Here is a 17,434-nt window from a genome sequence, read left to right on the forward strand (position 1 = left end):
TCCCAGTCGGACGCCACTCCGGCACCCGTACGATCCTGATCAACATTACGACGTGGACGCCAGCGGCGACATGGGCGGACGGCACGGTCAGGCGGCGCAGACCACGTCCCGCTCGGCGGGGCGCACACGCGCGCTGCGCAGCGTCGCCTTGAGCGGCGAGTCCTGCCGGACCTGGACGGCCACCGCGCCGTCGGAGGTGACCTGCCGGACCCCCCGGTTCGTCGCCTTGCGCACGGCCGGCGTGGCCACCGACGTCGACTCGACGGGCTCGTCGGCGACCGGCACCAGCACGCCGGGCATCTGCTCGGCCAGCGCCACCGTGTCGCTCACCTCGCGCAGCAGCTCGGACAGGCGGGCGCCGAGCGCGTCGCAGATCGCCGCCAGCAGCTCGCTCGATGGTTCCTTCTGGCCGCGTTCGATCTCGGAGAGGTAACCGAGGCTGACGTTGGCGGCGGACGAGACCTCGCGGAGGGTGCGGTGCTGCCCCTGCCGGCGCGCCCGCAGTGCGTCACCGATCACCCGGCGTAGCAGGACCATCGCACCTCCCCGTGAACGGGTCACCATGCCCGACCGCGCCGCGCGGCGCCGAGCGCGGCGAGTCGCCGCCCCGGCGCCGGCGTCGCCCGCCGGAGCCTTCCCGCAACCGTACCCGCTGACCGCCGCGACGACATCCCACCCCGCCTGTCCAATCCCGTCAGAACGACCGTTCCGACGCGCCCGCGGTCGGGTGTGTCGGTGTCGGCGGGGTCATCGCCGGCCGGCGCCCGCCGGGTCGACGGCCTCGCCCTCGCGGACGACCCGGACCTGTTCGGCGAGCAGGCGCAGGGCCTCGATCACCGCGGCCGAGCGGATGCGGTCCCGGCCACCGTCCAGGTCGAGCCGGCGCACCTGCGTGCCGTCCGGCCCGGCGACCGCCACGTAGACCAGGCCGACCGGCTTGCCGTTCTGCGGCTCCGGCCCGGCCACCCCGGTGGTGGCCAGCCCCCAGACCGCGCCGCAGCGCTGCCGACCGCCCTCGGCGAGGGCGACGGCCACGTCCGGGTCGACCGGGCCACGCGCCGCCAGCAGGTCCTCCGGTACGCCGGCGAGCGTCGCCTTGAGCTCGGTGGCGTAGACGACGAGGCCACCCCGGTAGATCGCGCTGACTCCGGCGATCTCCACGATCGCGGCGGCGAGCAGGCCACCGGTCAGCGACTCGACCGTGGCCAGCGTCTCCCCGCGGTCGTGCAGGCGGTGCACCACGGCGGCGGCCGGGCTGCCGGCGGGCCGTCGGTGCCGCGCGTCGGTGTCGTCCATGACCGCCTCTTCTTCCCGCGTCACGCCGGCTTAGTCGCCGGTCGCACCGATCAACGCCGGGGACGGCGCAGCCGCAGCGCCTGGGCGACGTAGTCGAAGCCGGTGGCGACGGTCACCACCACGGCCGCGCCCAGGATCCAGGGTCCGACCGGGGCCAGCGCGTCCGGCATCGGCCAGAGGTACCAGGTGATCGCCAGGATCTGCAACGCCGTCTTGATCTTGCCGCCGCGGCTGGCGGCGATGACCCCGTGCCGGATCACCCAGAAGCGCAGCGCGGTGATGCCCAACTCCCGGGCGAGGATCACCACCGTCACCCACCAGGGCAGCCGGTCGTACCACGAGAGCAGCACCAGCGCGGTGCCGGTGAGCGCCTTGTCGGCGATCGGGTCGGCGACCTTGCCGAGCGAGGTGACCAGGCCGAACCGGCGGGCGATCCAGCCGTCGACCAGGTCCGTCGCCGAGGCCACCACGAAGATCAGGCAGGCCACCATCCGCCAGCCGGCGTGGCTCATCCCGGACACGGCCACGGTGACCGCGAAGACCGGCACCAACAGCAGCCGCGCCGCGGTCAACAGGTTCGCCGCGTTGAGCAGCGGCACCGGCGCCGCCACCGTCGGCTCCGCCCCGGTCATGTCCGACATCGCCCCACGTCGCTCCCCCGCTCCGTCCGGGCCCACCGTCACCGGGCCGCGCCGGGCGCCGCCGAGATCATCTCGTCCGGCACCGCGATCAGGTCGACCCCCTCGGTCGCCGTCACCCGGGCCCGGACCAGGTCACCCGGGCGCAGCGCGGCCAGGTCCACCCCGCCGCCGTCCGGCGCGACGAGGGTGGTCGAACCGTCGACCTCGGGCGCCTGGTGGGCGGCCCGCCCCTCGACCACGTCGTCGGCCACCGAGTCCACCAGCACCTCCACGGTCGAGCCGAGCCGTTCCTCGGCCCGCTGCGAGCACAGCTCGTCAGCGAGCGCGCCGAGCTTGTCGTACCGCCGCTTGACCGTGGCGGCGGAGACCTTGCCGGGCAGCCCGGCGGCCTCGGTGCCGTCCTCGTCGCTGTAGTCGAACACGCCGATCGCGTCCAACCGCGCCTCGGTCAGGAACCGGACCAGCTCGGCCACGTCCTGCTTCGTCTCGCCGGGGAAGCCCACGATGAAGTTGCTCCGGGCGCCGGCCGCCGGCGCCAGCGCGCGGGCCGAGGCGAGCAGCTCCAGGAACCGGTCGGTGGAGCCGAAGCGGCGCATCCGGCGCAGCACCGGCTCGCTGGAGTGCTGGAACGACAGGTCGAAGTAGGCGGCCACGCCGGGCGTGGTGGCGATCACCTCGACCAGGCCGGGCCGGGTCTCGGCGGGCTGGAGGTAGCTGGCCCGCACCCGCACGATCCCGTCGATCGCGGCGAGCTGCGGCAGCAGCTTCTCCAGTGCCCGCGGGTCGCCCAGGTCCTTGCCGTACGAGGTGGAGTTCTCGCTGACCAGCACCAGCTCCCGGACGCCGGTCTTGGCCAGCCACTCGGCCTCGGCGAGCAGCTCGTCCGGGGTACGCGAGACGAACGCACCGCGGAACGCCGGGATGGCGCAGAACGCGCACCGCCGGTCGCAGCCGCTTGCCAGTTTCAGCGAGGCCACCGGGCCGGTGTCGAGCCGGTGCCGCAGCACCTGCCGCAGGTGCGCCGGGGTGTGCTCGTCGGTCTCCGGCGCGACCCGGGTCGGGGTGCCGTGGCCGGGCAGCGACACCGCCGCGTCCCGGCGCTTGACCGGGGTGAGCGGAAGCAGCTCGCGCCGGTCGCGCGGGACGTGCGCGTCGATCGTCTCGCCGGCCACCACCGCGTCGAGGCGGGCCGCGATGTCCGGGTAGTCGTCGAAGCTCAGCACCGCCTGCGCCTCGGGAAGGCTGGCGGCCAGCTCACGGCCGTACCGCTCGGCCATGCACCCGGCGGCGACCACCTTCGCGCCGGTGTCGGCGGCGGCCAGCAGCGTCTGGATCGAATCCTGCTTGGCCTTCTCCACGAAGCCGCAGGTGTTCACGACCACCACGTCGGCGCCCTCGCCGTCGGTGGTCACCTGCCAGCCGTCGGCGTGCAGCCGGGCGGCCAACTCCTCCGAGTCGACCTCGTTGCGGGCGCAGCCCAGAGTCAGCAGCGCCACCCGGCGCGGAGAGGAGTCAGACACCATCCGAGGGTACAGGTGCAAGGAAGGGGCCCTTGTTAACGCCTGCGGTAGAGAAGGTCACCCTCTCACCGCGCCGGGGTGAACGCGCGGGCGAGGCGGTCGAGCAGGAACACCTCGGTGCCGGCAAGGCCGGTGGAGCAGAAGACCGAGATCTGGTCCGCGCCGGTCCGGCCGGTGGCCGCGCCGGCCAGCACCGCGCCCAGGTCGCGCAGCCGCCCGGCGTACGGCTCGACGGCGGCGAGCATCGGCGGCGCGTACGCGGCGGCCTGCCCCGGCGAGTCGGTGACCAGCAGGTCGGCGGCGTCGAGCAGGTCGGTGCCGAACTCGTGCCGGTCGACCTGCTTGAAGCCGACGGTGTTGACGTGCGTGCCCGGCGACAGGTCGGCGGCGGCCAGCACCGGGGCGGTGCTCGTGGTGGCCAGCACCACCAGGTCGCGGTCGCGCACCGCGGCGGCGGCCGAGTCGACCGCCCGGACCGGCACGCCCAGCTCGGCCCGGGCCCGGGCGGCGAACGCCTCCCGCCGGGCGGCCGACCGGCTGTGCACGGTCACCTCGCGCAGCGGCCGGACCGCCGCCGCGGCCCACACCTGGGTCCACGCCTGCCGCCCCGAGCCCACCACGCCGAGCGTGGCGGCGTCCGGACGGGCCAGCGCGTCCACCGCCACGCCGCCCAGTCCTCCGGTACGCCGGGAGCCCAGCTCCTCGCCGACGGCGATGGCGCGTACCGCGCCGGTGGTCGCGTCGTGCAGCACGACGAGTTGCCCGCTCTCCGGGTGCCCGAACGTGTCGTACGAGCGGAAGCCGTACCACTCGCCGGTGAGGTGGCCGGCGGTGAGCACCATCCGGCCGCCGCCCAGCGACGCGGACGCCCGGGGTGGGGCGATCAGCCGCCCGTGGTGCGCGGCCAGCAGCGCGTCCCGCATGGCGGCGACGGTGAGCGGGGCGTCCACGGCCGCCGCGACGTCCTCGTCGGAGAAGAGCACGGTCATGACCCACATCGTGCAACCTGAAGTTTGCGTGAACTCCAGCGATGGTGGGCTTCGTCACCACGCCGCCCGGCCGCCCCGGCCGGTGCTAGCGTCGGCCACGGCGGTCCATGGCCGCCCCGGACGAGTGGTGGGCGTACCCGGTCAGGCACGACGCCCCGCGGAAACGACCACCGCCCGGCCGACCGCCGGGCCCGCCCGTCAGAGGTGACACTCATGGCCTGGATCGTGCTTGTGCTCTCCGGACTGCTGGAAACCGCGTGGGCGGTCGCCCTGGACCGCAGCGCCGGCTTCACCCGCCCCCTCCCCACCGCCGTCTTCGCCGGCACCCTCGCCGGCAGCATGGCCGGCCTGGCGTACGCGCTGCGCGACATCCCGGTCGGCACCGGCTACGCGGTGTGGGTCGGGATCGGCGCGGTCGGCACCGCGCTCGTCGGCATGCTCGCCCTCGGCGAGCCGGCGAACCTGCCCCGCATCGCCTGCCTGCTGCTCGTGGTCGCCGGGGTGGTCGGCCTGAAACTGTTCCACTGATCGATGCGTGATCCGGTTTGGACGGCCGACCCGCCGGGGTAGGTGATCGTCAGCGCACCGAGAAGATCACTCACGGAGGACACCATGGCCGACGTTCCCGCCACCGCCCGCTCCAACAGCAACGCCGCCCGGATCTGCACCATCATCGGTTTCGTCTTCGCGGCCATCGCGATCTTCGTACCGTTCCTCGGCCTGGTCGGGTTGGTCCTCGGCATCGTCGGCGCGGTGCTCGGCGACAAGCCGCTCGGTTGGTACGCCGCCGCGGCGAGCGTCGCCGGCGCCGTCCTCGGTTTCATCCTCGCCGCCGCGATCCTGAACGCCTGACCGCGCCACCCGCACGAACGAGGGCCCGCCGGATTCCGGCGGGCCCTCGTTCGTGACCGGGTCTATTCCTCGCCGCCGCGCAGGCCGGTCAGCACCTCGTCCAGCTCGTCCGGCTTGACCAGCACGTCGCGGGCCTTGGAGCCCTCGGACGGGCCGACCACGCCCCGGGTCTCCATCAGGTCCATCAGCCGGCCCGCCTTGGCGAAGCCGACCCGCAGCTTGCGCTGGAGCATCGAGGTCGAGCCGAACTGCGAGGTGACCACCAGCTCGACGGCCTGCACCAGCAGGTCGAGATCGTCGCCGATGTCCTCGTCGATCTTCTTCTTGCTGTCCTGCGCCGGGGCGAGCACGTCCGGGCGGAACTCCGGCTCGCGCTGGTCCTTGCAGAACTTGACCACGTCGGTGATCTCGCGCTCGGTCACCCAGGCGCCCTGGATCCGCACCGGCTTCGACGCGCCCATCGGCAGGAACAGGCCGTCACCGCGACCGAGCAGCTTCTCCGCGCCGGGCTGGTCGAGGATGACCCGGGAGTCGGCGAGCGACGAGGTGGCGAACGCGAGCCGGGACGGCACGTTGGCCTTGATCAGGCCGGTGACCACGTCCACCGAGGGGCGCTGGGTGGCCAGCACCAGGTGGATGCCGGCGGCGCGGGCCAGCTGGGTGATCCGGACGACGGAGTCCTCCACGTCGCGCGGCGCCACCATCATCAGGTCGGCCAGCTCGTCCACGATCACCAGCAGGTAGGGGTAGGGCCGCATCTCCCGCTCGCTGCCGGGCGGGGCCTTGATCTCGCCGTTGCGCACCTTGCGGTTGAAGTCGTCGATGTGCCGGACCCCGTTGGCGGCGAGGTCGTCGTAGCGCATGTCCATCTCGCGGACGACCCACTCCAGCGAGTCGGCCGCCTTCTTCGGGTTGGTCACGATCGGCGTGACCAGGTGCGGGATGCCCTCGTAGCCGGTCATCTCGACCCGCTTCGGGTCGATCAGCAGCAGCCGCACCTCGTCCGGCGTGGCCCGGGTCAAAATGGACACAAGCAGACTGTTCAGGCAACTCGACTTGCCCGCACCGGTGGCGCCGGCGATCAGGATATGAGGCATCTTCGCGAGGTTGGCCACCACGTAGCCGCCCTCGATGTCCTTGCCGAGCGCCACCACCATCGGGTGGTGGTCGCTTGTCGCGGCCCGCGAGCGCAGCACGTCGCCGAGCGACACGTTCTCCGGGTCGGTGTTCGGGATCTCCACGCCGACCGCGCTCTTGCCCGGGATCGGGCTGAGGATCCGCACGTCCGGCGACTTCACCGCGTACGCGATGTTGCGGGAGAGCTGGGTGATCCGCTCGACCTTGACGCCCGGCCCCAGCTCGACCTCGTAGCGGGTGACGGTCGGGCCGCGGGTGAAGCCGGTGACCTCGGCGTCCACGCCGAACTGGTCGAAGACGCCGGTCAGCGCCGCGATCACCTCGTCGTTGGCCTTGCTCCGGGTCTTCGGCGCGGGCCCACCGCCGAGCATGTTGGCCGGCGGCAGCGTGTAGTCGCCGGCCAGGCCGGTGAGCGCGAGCTGCTCGGCGCGGGTGGGCAGCGGCGAGTGCTCCGGCGGCTCGGCCGGCTTCCGGTTCGCCGGCACCTTGGGCATCTTGCGCGGCAGCACGATGGTTTCCTGGAGGTCCACGCCGGCCAGCTCGTCGTCCGGGTCCAGCGGGTCCAGCGGACCGACCGGCGGCGGAACGCGCTTCGCCGGCCGCTTGCGGGCCGGCTTCGGCGGCGCCTCGACCTCGTCCCGCTCCTCCTCGACGTCCTCGGGCGCGTCCGGGTCGGCGCGCAGGCCGAGCCGCTCCGGGATCCGGTTGATCGGCGTCGCGGTGACCACCAGCAGGCCGAACACCAGCAGCAGGAGCAGCAGCGGCATGGCCACCCAGGCGGTCACCGCCGACTTCAGCAGGTCGCCCACCCCGGCGCCGATCAGGCCGCCGGCGTAGTCGCGCTGGACCTCGTCGACCGGGTTCTGCCCGATGTGCAGCATCGCGGCGGTCGCAAGCAGCATCGAACCCCAGCCGACCAGGCCGCGCCCGCGGTGCTCCGGATCCACCGGGGTGCGCATGAGCCGCCACGCGCCGACCATGAACAGCACCGGCAGCACGATCGAGATCGCCCCGACGAAGAGACGCACGGTGTCGGCCAGGTGCCGGCCCACCGGCCCGGCGCCGCCGCCCCAGATGCCCACCGCGGCGAGGATGGCCAGGCCGAACAGCAGCAGGCCGGCGCCGTCGCGACGGTGCTCCGGATCCAGCTCCCGAGTGGACGCGGCCTGCCGGCCGACCGCCCGGAATCCCCAGCCGACCGAGTGCGCCATCCCCATGAACATGGCGTTGACGGCCCGGCCGACGAACGCGGCCGGACTCGGCCCCGCCGCCGGTCGACGCCGGACGGGCTTGCGCGCCGCCTTCTTCGCCGGTTGGCGGGCACGGTTGTTCGTGGAGCCACGTGGCGACGCGCCGCGCCGCCGGCTCGCCTGAGAGGTACGGCCCGCCATAGAGTCACGGTAACGGCGGCACCCGACGAAACGCCGCTTTTCCGGGTCGCGTCCGCGTGTCGCAGCACAGGTCGGACCGTCGTTTGTGTTATTCGCCTCAGAAGGGATGCCCGATGGCGTCGCCGGAGATCGAGGACGGTCCGGACGGTCCGCTGACCGGACACCCGCAGGCGCTGCAACCGCTGAGCGGTGCGCTGATCGCCGCCGTGCTGGCCCACCGGGGGTACGCGGTGGCGCAGGAGCCCGACGGCGCGCTTGTCGGCCGCTGGGAACGGCACCTGATCTGGTTCCATCGCCGGGGCGCGGCCGGAGAACTGCTCCAGGTACGCACCGTCGCCGCACCCCGGTTCGGCATCGACCAGGTGCCCGAGTTGCACGTGTTCTGCAACACCTGGAACCACGACCGGCTCTGGCCCAAGGCGTACGTGCACGTCGACGACGACGGGGTGGCCCAGGTCTGCGGCGAGGTCACCACCGACCTGGAGCGCGGGGTGACCCCGCACCAGCTCGACCGACTGGTCGACGGCGGCGTCACCACCGGCTGCCAGCTCGCCGACGCCGTCGCCGGCCTGCCCGGCGGGTCGGTCCGGTGACCACGGCCCGCGACCGGGGGCTGGCCGCCGCGCTCGCCGACGCCCGGGACCGGCCCGACGGCGAGGAGCGCTGCGCCGAGCTGGAGCGGATCGCCGCCCGCGCCGACGCCACCGGCGACCCGCGTACCGCCCTGTCGGCGCGGTTCGCGCTCGTCGAGGCGTACCTGCACCTGGGTGAGCGGTGGCGGACGGTGGAGCCGGTGCGGCGCCTGGGGGCCACGCTGGCCCGGCACCCGGGGCTGCTCGACGCCCACCCCGACGAGCTGGTCCGGCTGCGCCGGCACCAGCGGCAGGCGGTGGAGGCGCTCTTCGGCACCCCCCGGGTGGGACTGGACCAGGCCGGGTCCCTGTTGGACACGCTCGCCCAGGAACTCGGCCCGGACGCCGGGCCGGTCGCCGAGCTGCGCTGCCGGCTCGCCGACCACCTCGGCGACGAGCCGGCCGCCCGGGACGCGTACGCGCGCTGGACGGCCGCCGATCCGGCGGACCCGGTGGGCGGCTGCCCGGGTTGCGCCCCGGCCCGGCGGGCCGAGTTGCTGGCCCGCTGGGGTGAGCCGGAGGCGGCGCTCGCGGCGCTCGGGCCGGGGCCGGTCGACGTGCCGGGCTGCACCGACCAGCCCGAACGGTCCCTCACCGCCGGGATGCTCCCGTGGCTGCGCACCGGCGCGGTGGCGGAGGCGGCCCGGGCACACGTTCGCGCGTACCGCCGGCACCGCCGGGAACGAGTCGCGTTTCCGCTGCTCGCCACGCACCTGCGGTTCTGCGCGCTGGGCGGCTATCTGCACCGCGGGCTGGAGGTGCTGACCGAGCAGTTGCCCCGGCTGGACCGCCCGGCGGACGACATGTCCGCGATGGAGTTCGCCGCGGCGGGCGCGTTGCTCTGCGGGCTGGCCGCGGAGGCCGGCCTCGGTGGCCGGCGGATCCACCGCCCCGGGCACGGCTCCCGGCCGGCGGCCGAGGTGGACGTGGCCACGCTCGGCGCGCAACTCCAGGCGCTGGCGACCGCGCTGGCCGGGAGCTTCGACGCCCGCAACGGCACCGGGCACCAGTCCGGGCGGATCGCCTCCTGGCTGGCCGAACGACCGATCGCCGGGCCGGTGTCGCTGGCCGCCGAGAGCGAGTTCGACGACGAGCCGGCGATCGACCCGGCCGAACCGGGCCCACCCGACCCGGAGGAGCCGGTCCCGCTCGACGCGGCGCTGCTCACCGCCGTGCTGGACGCCCGGGGCGACCCCTACACGGTGGAGCCGGACGGCACGCTCGTCGGCCGGTGGGGCGAGGCGACGATCCAGTTCCGTCGGCTCGGCCGGCAGGGCGACGTGCTGCACGCCCGGGTGGTGGCGGCCCGCCGGCTGCCGACCGGCCGCCGCGCCGAGGCGTACGCGTTCTGCAACGCCTGGAACCACGACCGGCTGCTGCCCGCCGCCTACGTGCACGAACCCGGTGACGGGACGCTGGTGCTGGTCGCCGGCGTCACCACCGACCTGGCCTGCGGGGTGGCCCCGACCCAGCTCGCCGTGCTGGTGGCCGCCGCGGTCCGCACCGGCACCGCGTACGCCGAGGCGGTCGCCGCACTGGCCTGACCACCCTTCCCGTCGATCTGCTTCATGATCATCTGTTTGGTCGGGCCGGTGGGGTGGCGGGACGGCTCGGCCGGTGATCAGGCTCGACGTTGCCACCACTCGCGTCCCCCAGGCAGGCGGGTGGAACGCCACGGGTGCGTCAGGGCCCCGGAAGACACCCATGGCGTTCCACCCGTGCCCCGTCCGGCCCGTGAGTGGAACGGTATGGGTGTGTCAGGGCCCGACTGACACCCAACCCCTTGATCACTCCCCCCGACGGCCGGACGAGCAGCGGAAGAGGGGGTGATCATGAAGTTGACGGCATCAACAGAGATCAACGCCGCCGCCAACCTCATGATCACGGCATCGGTGACGGGGGCCGCTGACCCTTCCCGTCGATCTTGGGGTTGTGGTCGTTGACAAAAGGTGCACTGCTGGCATTCGAGGTGCCACGACTCCAAGATCGCCGCCGCGTGACCGCAGACGCGGCGCGGCCCCCGACCACCGGGCGGTGGGGGTCGGGGGCCGCGGTCTCGGGGCCGGCGGGGTGGTCAGCGGGCGGAGAACGCCAGCGTGTACTCGCCGGAGCCGGCCAGCCCGACGACCCGGTAGCGGTAGGCGCCGGCCGGGGTGTCGGCGGTCAGCCGGACCGGGCCGTCGGCGTTGTCGGCGCGGGCCACGGTGCGGAACGCGCCGCCGGTGAAGCGTTGCAGCTCCAGCACCACCCGGGCGCCGTCCGGGGCGGCCACGCACGCCTCCTGGGCGCCGCCGGCCACCCGGAAGAAGCGGCCGTCCGGCTGCACCTGGGTACGTCCGGCGGCGATCCGGCCGCTCCGGTTCACCTGGCCGGTGCACTCGGCGTCGCCGGCCGGCGGTTCCGCGGGCGGCGCGCTGGCCGGCGGGACCGTCTCGCCGCCACCGGCCGGCGGTTCCGCGGGCTCCGGCTGGCCGCCGGCGGTGACCAGGGTCAGGTTGTTGCGTTGGAGGATCTCGTTGACCGGCTGGAAGAACGTGACCCCGCCGCGGGTGCAGTCGCCGGACCCGCCGGAGGTGACGCCCTGCGCCTGGTCGCCGGAGAGCCACGCGCCGCCGGAGTCGCCCGGCTCGGCGCAGACGTCGGTGCGGGTCAGGCCGGTGACCGTCCCCTCCGGGTAGTTGACCGTGGCGTTCTTGGCCTGGACCACCCCGCACCGGGTGCCGGTGGTGGAGCCGGAGCGGCAGATCGACGCGCCCACCGGGGCTTCGGTGGAGCCGTTCACCGGCACCGTGCCGCCGTTGAAGTCGTTCACCACGCCCTGCGGCGTCCAGTCGCCGTTGACCTCGACCACGGCCCAGTCGTCACCGGGGAACGAGGACGCGGAGAACGTGCCCTGGGCCACCCGGTTCGACCCGGTCGTGCGGTCACCCGGCTGGCCGCAGTGCCCGGCGGTGACGAAACCGCCGACCACCGAGAAGCCGACCGAGCAGCGGCCGGCGTTGTTGATGAAGAACGCGTCGCCACCCCGGACGTCGAACAGCGGGCGGGGGGCCTCGTCGGCGGTCCGCACCCGGACCGCGCCCGTCCCACCGGCGGCGGCGAACCGACGACCGGCGGCCTCCGCGCCGGGCCGGGCGACCACCACCACGGAGTTCGTCGCCACGTCGACGTACCAGCCCGCGATGTCCGGGCCGGCGCCGGCGCCGGCCCGGTCGAGCCGGGTCTTCACCGCGTCCAGCTCGGCGACGCCGCGCGCGACCCGCTTCGGCACCGCGCCGGCCGCCTTCACCCGTGCCGCACCGGGCGCATCGGTGACCGCCACGTTGAGCGTGGCGCCGTCGGCGGCGAGCCAGCTTCCGCCGTAGGCGGCGCCGAGTTCGGTACGCAGTGTGGTGACCGTGCCGGCGGCCCAGCGTTCGGTGCGCAGCCGGCGTACCGCCTGGTCGCGGGTGAGCGAGAGGTCGCGGCCCAGCGCGTCCAGCACCTCCGGGGCGACGCCGTCGGCGGTCGGGGCGGCCCGCCGGGGTTCTTCACCGGCGAACGACGGCAGGGTCACCGCCGCCGTCAGCCCGGCCGCCGCCACCAGTACGCCGATGGCTGTCATCCGTCTGCGGTCCATCCGCCACGCTCCTCCCGACCGGCGCGGGGGCACGCCGGACGACCGGGAGTACGGAGACGGACGCCAATCGGTTGAACCGCGGCGCAGGGTTTCGACGCGGCGTGTCGGGGCGTACCCGGAAAGCGACGACGCCGGCCCACCGCGGACGGTGGGCCGGCGCGCGAAGCGGTCGGGTCAGACCTCGACGACGGTCGGGACGATCATCGGACGACGGCGGTACGCGTCGTTGACCCAGCGTCCCACCGTCCGGCGGACGATCTGCTGGAGCTGGTGCGGGTCGGTGATGCCGTCCGCGGCGGCCCGGTTCAGCGCCTCGGTGACCAGCGGCACCACCGGGTTGAACGCGGCCGGGTCCTCGGAGAAGCCCTTCGCCGAGACGGTCGGGCCGGCGACCACCTTGCCGGTGACCGAGTCGACCACGACGGTGGTCGCGATGAACCCGCCGTCGCCGAGGATCCGGCGCTCGGTCAACAGCGACTCGCTGACGTCGCCGACGGCGAGGCCGTCGACGTAGACGTACCGGCTCTTCACCCGCCCGACCAGGCTGGCCCGGCCCTCGACCAGGTCGACCACGTCGCCGTCCTCGCAGAGCACCACCCGGTCCGGCGCGACGCCTGACTCGATGCCGAGGCGGGCGTGCGCCCGCAGGTGCCGCCACTCGCCGTGCACCGGCATCAGGTTGCTCGGCCGCACCACGTTGAGCAGGTAGAGCAACTCGCCGGCCGGGGCGTGCCCGGAGACGTGCACCTTGGCCACGTCCTTGTGCACCACCACGGCGCCGGCCCGGGCCAGCCGGTTGATCACCCGGTAGACCGACGTCTCGTTGCCGGGCACCAGCGAGGAGGCCAGCACCACCGTGTCGCCCGGCGCGATGGTGATGTGCCGGTGGTCGCCGCTGGCCATCCGGCCGAGCGCGCTCATCGGCTCGCCCTGCGAGCCGGTGGACATCAGCACGATCTGCTCGGGCGGCAGGTTGGTGGCCTCCTCGATCCCCACCACCAGACCGGCCGGGATGTTGAGCAGGCCCAGGTCGCGGGCGATGCCCATGTTGCGGACCATGGACCGGCCGATCAGCGCCACCTTGCGGCCGTGCTCGGCCGCCGAGTCGAAGACCTGCTGCACCCGGTGCACGTGCGAGGCGAACGAGGCGACGATGATCCGCCCCTTGGCCTTCGCGAAGATCGAGTCGAGCACCGGCCCGATCTCCCGCTCCGGCGTGACGAACCCGGGGATCTCCGCGTTCGTGGAGTCGGACAGCAGCAGGTCGACGCCCTCGGCGCCGAGCCGGGCGAAGCCGGCCAGGTCGGTGATCCGGCCGTCCAGCGGGAGCTGGTCCATCTTGAAGTCGCCGGTGTGCAGCACCAGGCCGGCCGGGGTGCGGATGGCCACCGCGAGCGCGTCGGGGATCGAGTGGTTCACCGCGAAGAACTCGCACTCGAACGGGCCGAGCCGTTCCCGGCCGCCCTCCCGGACGGTGAGCGTGTAGGGCTGGATCCGCCGCTCGGCCAGTTTCGCCTCGACGAGCGCCAGCGTGAACTGGGAGCCGACAAGCGGAATGTCGGGCTTGTGGGCGAGCAGGTACGGCACCGCGCCGATGTGGTCCTCGTGGCCGTGGGTGAGCACGATCGCCTGTACGTCGGCCAGCCGGTCCAGGATCGGGCCGAAGTCGGGCAGGATCAGATCCACACCCGGCTGCTCGACGTCGGGGAAGAGCACCCCGCAGTCGACGATCAGCAGCTTGCCGTCGAACTCGAAGACGGTCATGTTCCGGCCGATGGCGCCGAGTCCGCCGAGCGGGATGATCCGCAGGCCGCCTTCCGGCAGCGGCGGGGGCAGCTCACCCTCGATGTGCGCCTCGGTCACGCGTCACCTCATTCTGCGACGCCGTCGCACGGCGTCCGTCGTGTCGTTGAATCATTCGGGCAGGGGCAGGCCCGCGGCGGCGCAGTCGGCGCGCAGCCGGGCCAGTTCGTCGCCGGTGGCCTCCACCAGCGGCGGTCGCACCGGGCCGGCCGGCAGGCCCTGGGCCGCGAGGCCGGCCTTGACCAGGATCGTGCCCTGGGTGCGGAAGATACCTGTGTAGAGCGGCAGCAGCCGCCGGTGCAGCGCGAGCGCGCCGGCGTGGTCGCCGGCCCCGAACGCCTCGATCAACTGCCTGGTCAGCGCGCCGGTGAAATGCGTCGAGGTGCCGACCACGCCGACCGCGCCGACCGACAGGAACGGCAGGGTGAGCGCGTCCTCACCGCTGTAGAACGCGAGGTCGCTGCGGGCCAGCACCTCCGAGGTGGCCGTCAGGTCGCCCTTGGCGTCCTTGACCGCGACGATCCGGCCGTGCTCGGCGAGCTTGACGAGCGTCTCGGTGGCGATCGCCACGCCGGAGCGGTGCGGGATGTCGTAGAGCATGACCGGCAGCCCGGTGGCGTCCGCGACGGTGGTGAAGTGGTGCAGCAGCCCGGCCTGCGGCGGCTTGTTGTAGTAGGGCGTGACGACGAGCAGGCCGTGCGCGCCGGCCTTCTCCGCCTGCGCGGCCAGCTCGACGGTGTGCCGGGTGTCGTTGGTGCCCACCCCGGCCACGATCCGGGCCCGGTCGCCGACCGCCTCGACCACGGCGCGGACCAGCGTCTCCTTCTCCGCGTCGGTGGTGGTCGGCGACTCGCCGGTGGTGCCGTTGAGCACGAGCGCGTCGTTGCCCTGCTCGTCGACGAGATAGCGGGCCAGCCGGGTGGCGCCGTCCAGGTCGAGCGCGCCGTCGGGGGTGAACGGCGTCACCATGGCCGTGATCACCCGTCCGAACGGGCGTGACGCCCCCGGGTGTGGGGCGGCGGAGTGGTCGTGCGTCATGTTCACAACCTAGCGGACGACCACCGGTGGCCCGGCGGCGAAGGGCGACGAGTCACTCGGCGTGCGGCGACGCCGCCACCTCGGTGCCGTCCGGCAGCGTCGAGATCACGAAGTCGGCGAACACGTTCGGCGCGACGCCCTTGAGCTGACGCAGGCACTCCACGGCCAGCTCGCGGATCTCCACGTCGGCGTGCTCGGTGGCGCGCATCTTGACGAAGTGCCGCCAGGCGCGGTAGTTGCCGGTCACCACGATCCGGGTCTCGGTCGCGTTCGGCAGCACCGCCCGGGCCGCCTGCCGGGCCTGCTTGCGGCGCAGCGTCGGGTTGGGCTCGTCGGTGAAGCGGGCCTCCAGGCCCTCCAGCAGATCGGTGTACGCCCGCACCGCCGCCTCGGACGCCTCGACGAACTTCTTGTGCAGCTCAGGGTCCTCGGCGATCACCGCCGGCTCGACCATCGCCGCGTCCCGCTCCGGCACGTAGCGCTGGGAGAGCTGCGAGTAGGAGAAGTGCCGGTGCCGGATCAGCTCGTGGGTGAACGACCGGGAGACGCCGCTGAAGTAGAAGCTCACCGAACCGTGCTCCAGCACGCTCAGGTGGCCGACGTCGAGGATGTGCGCCAGGTAGCCGGCGTTCGTCGCGGTGGCCGGGTTCGGCTTCTTCCAGCTCTGGTAGCAGGCCCGACCGGCGAACTCGGCGAGCGCCTGCCCACCGTCGGCGTCGGTCGACCACGGCACCTCGTCCGGCGCCTGGAACTGCGTCCACGCGATCAGCTTCACCTGGGGCTGCACCATCTCCGGCATGCCGAGGACTGTAGTTGGCCCGCCCCCCGGCGCGGAAATCGGGCACGCGGCCGACCAGCCGGCGCACGCTATCCCGCCGCGGGTGGCCCGTGGCCGGGCGGCCTGGGCCCGGTGGCCGGAGGGCCCGGCGGCCGGAGGGCCCGGTGCGCGGTGGCCGGGGTGCCCGGTGGCCGGGGTGCGCGGTGGCCGGGGTGCCCGGTGGCCGGGGTGCCCGGTGGCCGGGGTGCCCGGTGGCCGGGGTGCCCGGTGGCCGGGGTGCCCGGTGGCCGGGGTGCCCGGTGGCCGGGGTGCCCGGTGGCCGGTGGCCGGCTCGGCGAAGTAGCGGTATCCGGTCGGCGGGGATGCCGCCACTCCACCGAGCGGGCGTCGATCAGTGACCGAAAGCCGCAGTCCACTCCTCTCCCTCCCAGATCTCGACCGGAGCCGTCGACCTGAACCGTGCTGCCACCAACCCCAACGCCCCCACCCCGGCCGTCCCGGGGCGTAGATCAAGGAGTTCGCGTCAAAGCACACGCCGACGCCGCACCCCCGGTGCCGCACAGGAGCCTGGCGATCATGAAGTTGGCGGTGGAGAGAGCGCTCTTTTTGACGTCAACCTCATGGTCAACGGCTAGGGCCCCTCCGCGCTCGACCGCCGTCCACTTCTGCGCCGCACATGCCGGAAGCGAGAGGTCTGACCGGGTGAATGGGCTGGTCGGCTCCGCCCGTTCGCAAAGGAAGGGTAGGCGGCGATTTTCGGTCAAAGATCGACGCCAGCTCGGCGAAGTGGCGGCATCCTTGCCAGCCGGATACGGCCACTTCGCCGAGCTGGCGTCCGGCCACCCGGCCACCCGGCCACCCGGCCACCGCGCCACCCGACCACCGGCCGAAACGACGTCGAGTTCGCGACAGCACCGACGACTCAGCTCTAAAGGGCGCTCGGCAGCAGGTCATCCGCCGACCGGGCGCCGGGGCAGCCGCGTCGGTGAGCGGTCAGACGTAGAGCGAGGGGAACGGGGCCCAGGGCAGGTTGCGGACCACCGAGAAGGCCACCCAGGCAGCCAGGAAGCCGCCGATCACCTTCGGGCTGAACTGCGGCTCCGGCAGCCTCCAGCCGAACGCCCGATTGCCGGCCCAGGCGACGAAGAGCCAGGCCAGGAACGGCAACGCGAAGACGAAGAGGAAGTGGTGCCGGGCAGCCGCCGGCAGGTCGCCGTGCAACACGTACCACAACGCGCGGGTGCCGCCGCAGCCCGGACAGTCCAGCCCGGTCGTGAGCTTGAGCAGGCAGGTCGGCCGGGCGTCCGGGTCACTTACGGTGGGATCGCTGATCAGCGCGTACGCCATGCCGAGGCCGACGCAGCCCAGCGCGGCCAGCGGCACCGCCCAGCGCGGGGCGCGCGCGTGCAGGCGTAGGACCATCCGGGTGAACCGGTCGGGCTCGACCGGCTGGTAGGCCACCCCGGCCGGCCACGCCGCCCCGGCCCCCTCACCGTGCCCGTGCAGCTCGGCCTGCCCGTGCAGCTCGGCGTGAGCGGACGGCCCGGCGTGTCCGTGCGGCTCGACGTGCGTGGGCGGACCGCCGTGCGGGGACGGCTCGACGTGCGGGGACGGACCGGCGTGTGGGAACGGCTCGACGTGCGGGGACGGACCGGCGTGTGGGAACGGCTCGACGTGCGTGGACGGCTCCCGGTAAGGGTCGGGCGCGGTGGCGGGCCGGTCAACGCTTGTCACGCGC

General features: G+C 73.9%; 15 protein-coding genes and 1 riboswitch. Of the genes, 4 read left to right on the plus strand and 11 right to left on the minus strand.

All coding sequences use genetic code 11. The features are described from left to right. Window positions 1-87 precede the first annotated feature (87 nt). The 5 genes from O7602_RS21120 to O7602_RS21140 all read right to left on the minus strand — a co-directional run bounded on the left by O7602_RS21120 (window position 88) and on the right by O7602_RS21140 (window position 4,446). Window positions 88-537 (minus strand): helix-turn-helix transcriptional regulator, encoded by a 450-nt coding sequence (locus O7602_RS21120; RefSeq protein WP_281584356.1) that lies wholly within the window; start codon window positions 535-537, stop codon window positions 88-90. 210 nt (window positions 538-747) lie between these two features. Next, entirely contained in the window at window positions 748-1,296 is a 549-nt protein-coding gene (locus O7602_RS21125) for a CinA family protein (protein ID WP_281584357.1), read from the minus strand. Between the two features lie 50 nt (window positions 1,297-1,346). After that, complete coding sequence (gene pgsA, locus O7602_RS21130) at window positions 1,347-1,928, minus strand: CDP-diacylglycerol--glycerol-3-phosphate 3-phosphatidyltransferase (RefSeq protein WP_281590441.1); 582 nt, start codon at window positions 1,926-1,928, stop codon at window positions 1,347-1,349. Between the two features lie 47 nt (window positions 1,929-1,975). Then, on the minus strand, window positions 1,976-3,460 hold the full coding sequence (rimO, locus tag O7602_RS21135; protein ID WP_281584358.1) for a 30S ribosomal protein S12 methylthiotransferase RimO: 1,485 nt from the start codon (window positions 3,458-3,460) through the stop codon (window positions 1,976-1,978). Between the two features lie 62 nt (window positions 3,461-3,522). Beyond that, the gene (locus O7602_RS21140; protein WP_281584359.1) at window positions 3,523-4,446 is read right to left on the minus strand and encodes an ornithine cyclodeaminase family protein; all 924 of its coding nucleotides are present in this window, start codon (window positions 4,444-4,446) and stop codon (window positions 3,523-3,525) included. 96 nt (window positions 4,447-4,542) lie between these two features. Further along, window positions 4,543-4,606: riboswitch (guanidine-III (ykkC-III) riboswitch) on the plus strand. A gap of 53 nt (window positions 4,607-4,659) precedes the next feature. On the opposite strand from O7602_RS21140, the gene O7602_RS21145 reads away from it, so the two are divergent. Together O7602_RS21145 and O7602_RS21150 are read left to right on the plus strand one after the other, a co-directional pair. Further along, window positions 4,660-4,974 (plus strand): multidrug efflux SMR transporter, encoded by a 315-nt coding sequence (locus O7602_RS21145; protein WP_281584360.1) that lies wholly within the window; start codon window positions 4,660-4,662, stop codon window positions 4,972-4,974. 84 nt (window positions 4,975-5,058) lie between these two features. Continuing rightward, entirely contained in the window at window positions 5,059-5,298 is a 240-nt protein-coding gene (locus O7602_RS21150; RefSeq protein WP_281584361.1) for a hypothetical protein, read from the plus strand. A gap of 62 nt (window positions 5,299-5,360) precedes the next feature. Here the strand turns inward: O7602_RS21150 and O7602_RS21155 are convergent, their stop codons facing one another. After that, the gene (locus tag O7602_RS21155) at window positions 5,361-7,826 is read right to left on the minus strand and encodes a DNA translocase FtsK (protein WP_281584362.1); all 2,466 of its coding nucleotides are present in this window, start codon (window positions 7,824-7,826) and stop codon (window positions 5,361-5,363) included. Window positions 7,827-7,939: 113 nt separating this feature from the next. Between O7602_RS21155 and O7602_RS21160 the strand changes: the two genes are divergently transcribed. Beyond that, the gene (locus tag O7602_RS21160) at window positions 7,940-8,419 is read left to right on the plus strand and encodes a YbjN domain-containing protein (RefSeq protein WP_281584363.1); all 480 of its coding nucleotides are present in this window, start codon (window positions 7,940-7,942) and stop codon (window positions 8,417-8,419) included. Then, entirely contained in the window at window positions 8,416-10,002 is a 1,587-nt protein-coding gene (locus tag O7602_RS21165; protein WP_281584364.1) for a YbjN domain-containing protein, read from the plus strand. Before O7602_RS21160 ends, O7602_RS21165 begins: the two co-directional genes overlap by 4 nt. A gap of 530 nt (window positions 10,003-10,532) precedes the next feature. Here O7602_RS21165 and O7602_RS21170 read toward each other — a convergent pair. From O7602_RS21170 to O7602_RS21190, 5 genes are all read right to left on the minus strand, one after another. Then, window positions 10,533-12,077 (minus strand): S1 family peptidase, encoded by a 1,545-nt coding sequence (locus O7602_RS21170; RefSeq protein ID WP_281584365.1) that lies wholly within the window; start codon window positions 12,075-12,077, stop codon window positions 10,533-10,535. 174 nt (window positions 12,078-12,251) lie between these two features. Then, window positions 12,252-13,940: a ribonuclease J gene (locus O7602_RS21175; RefSeq protein ID WP_281584366.1), complete on the minus strand. Its 1,689-nt coding sequence runs from the start codon at window positions 13,938-13,940 to the stop codon at window positions 12,252-12,254. A 51-nt stretch (window positions 13,941-13,991) separates the two neighbouring features. Then, on the minus strand, window positions 13,992-14,918 hold the full coding sequence (gene dapA / locus O7602_RS21180) for a 4-hydroxy-tetrahydrodipicolinate synthase (protein WP_281584367.1): 927 nt from the start codon (window positions 14,916-14,918) through the stop codon (window positions 13,992-13,994). 52 nt (window positions 14,919-14,970) lie between these two features. After that, window positions 14,971-15,708: an FAD-dependent thymidylate synthase gene (gene thyX, locus O7602_RS21185; RefSeq protein ID WP_281590443.1), complete on the minus strand. Its 738-nt coding sequence runs from the start codon at window positions 15,706-15,708 to the stop codon at window positions 14,971-14,973. Window positions 15,709-16,689: 981 nt separating this feature from the next. Then, window positions 16,690-17,430, minus strand: a complete 741-nt coding sequence (locus tag O7602_RS21190) for a DUF2752 domain-containing protein (RefSeq protein ID WP_281584368.1) — start codon at window positions 17,428-17,430, stop codon at window positions 16,690-16,692. Window positions 17,431-17,434: the final 4 nt, after the last annotated feature.

The sequence above is a fragment of the Micromonospora sp. WMMD1128 genome (assembly GCF_027497235.1).
In the GTDB taxonomy this organism is placed as follows: Bacteria; Actinomycetota; Actinomycetes; order Mycobacteriales; family Micromonosporaceae; genus Micromonospora.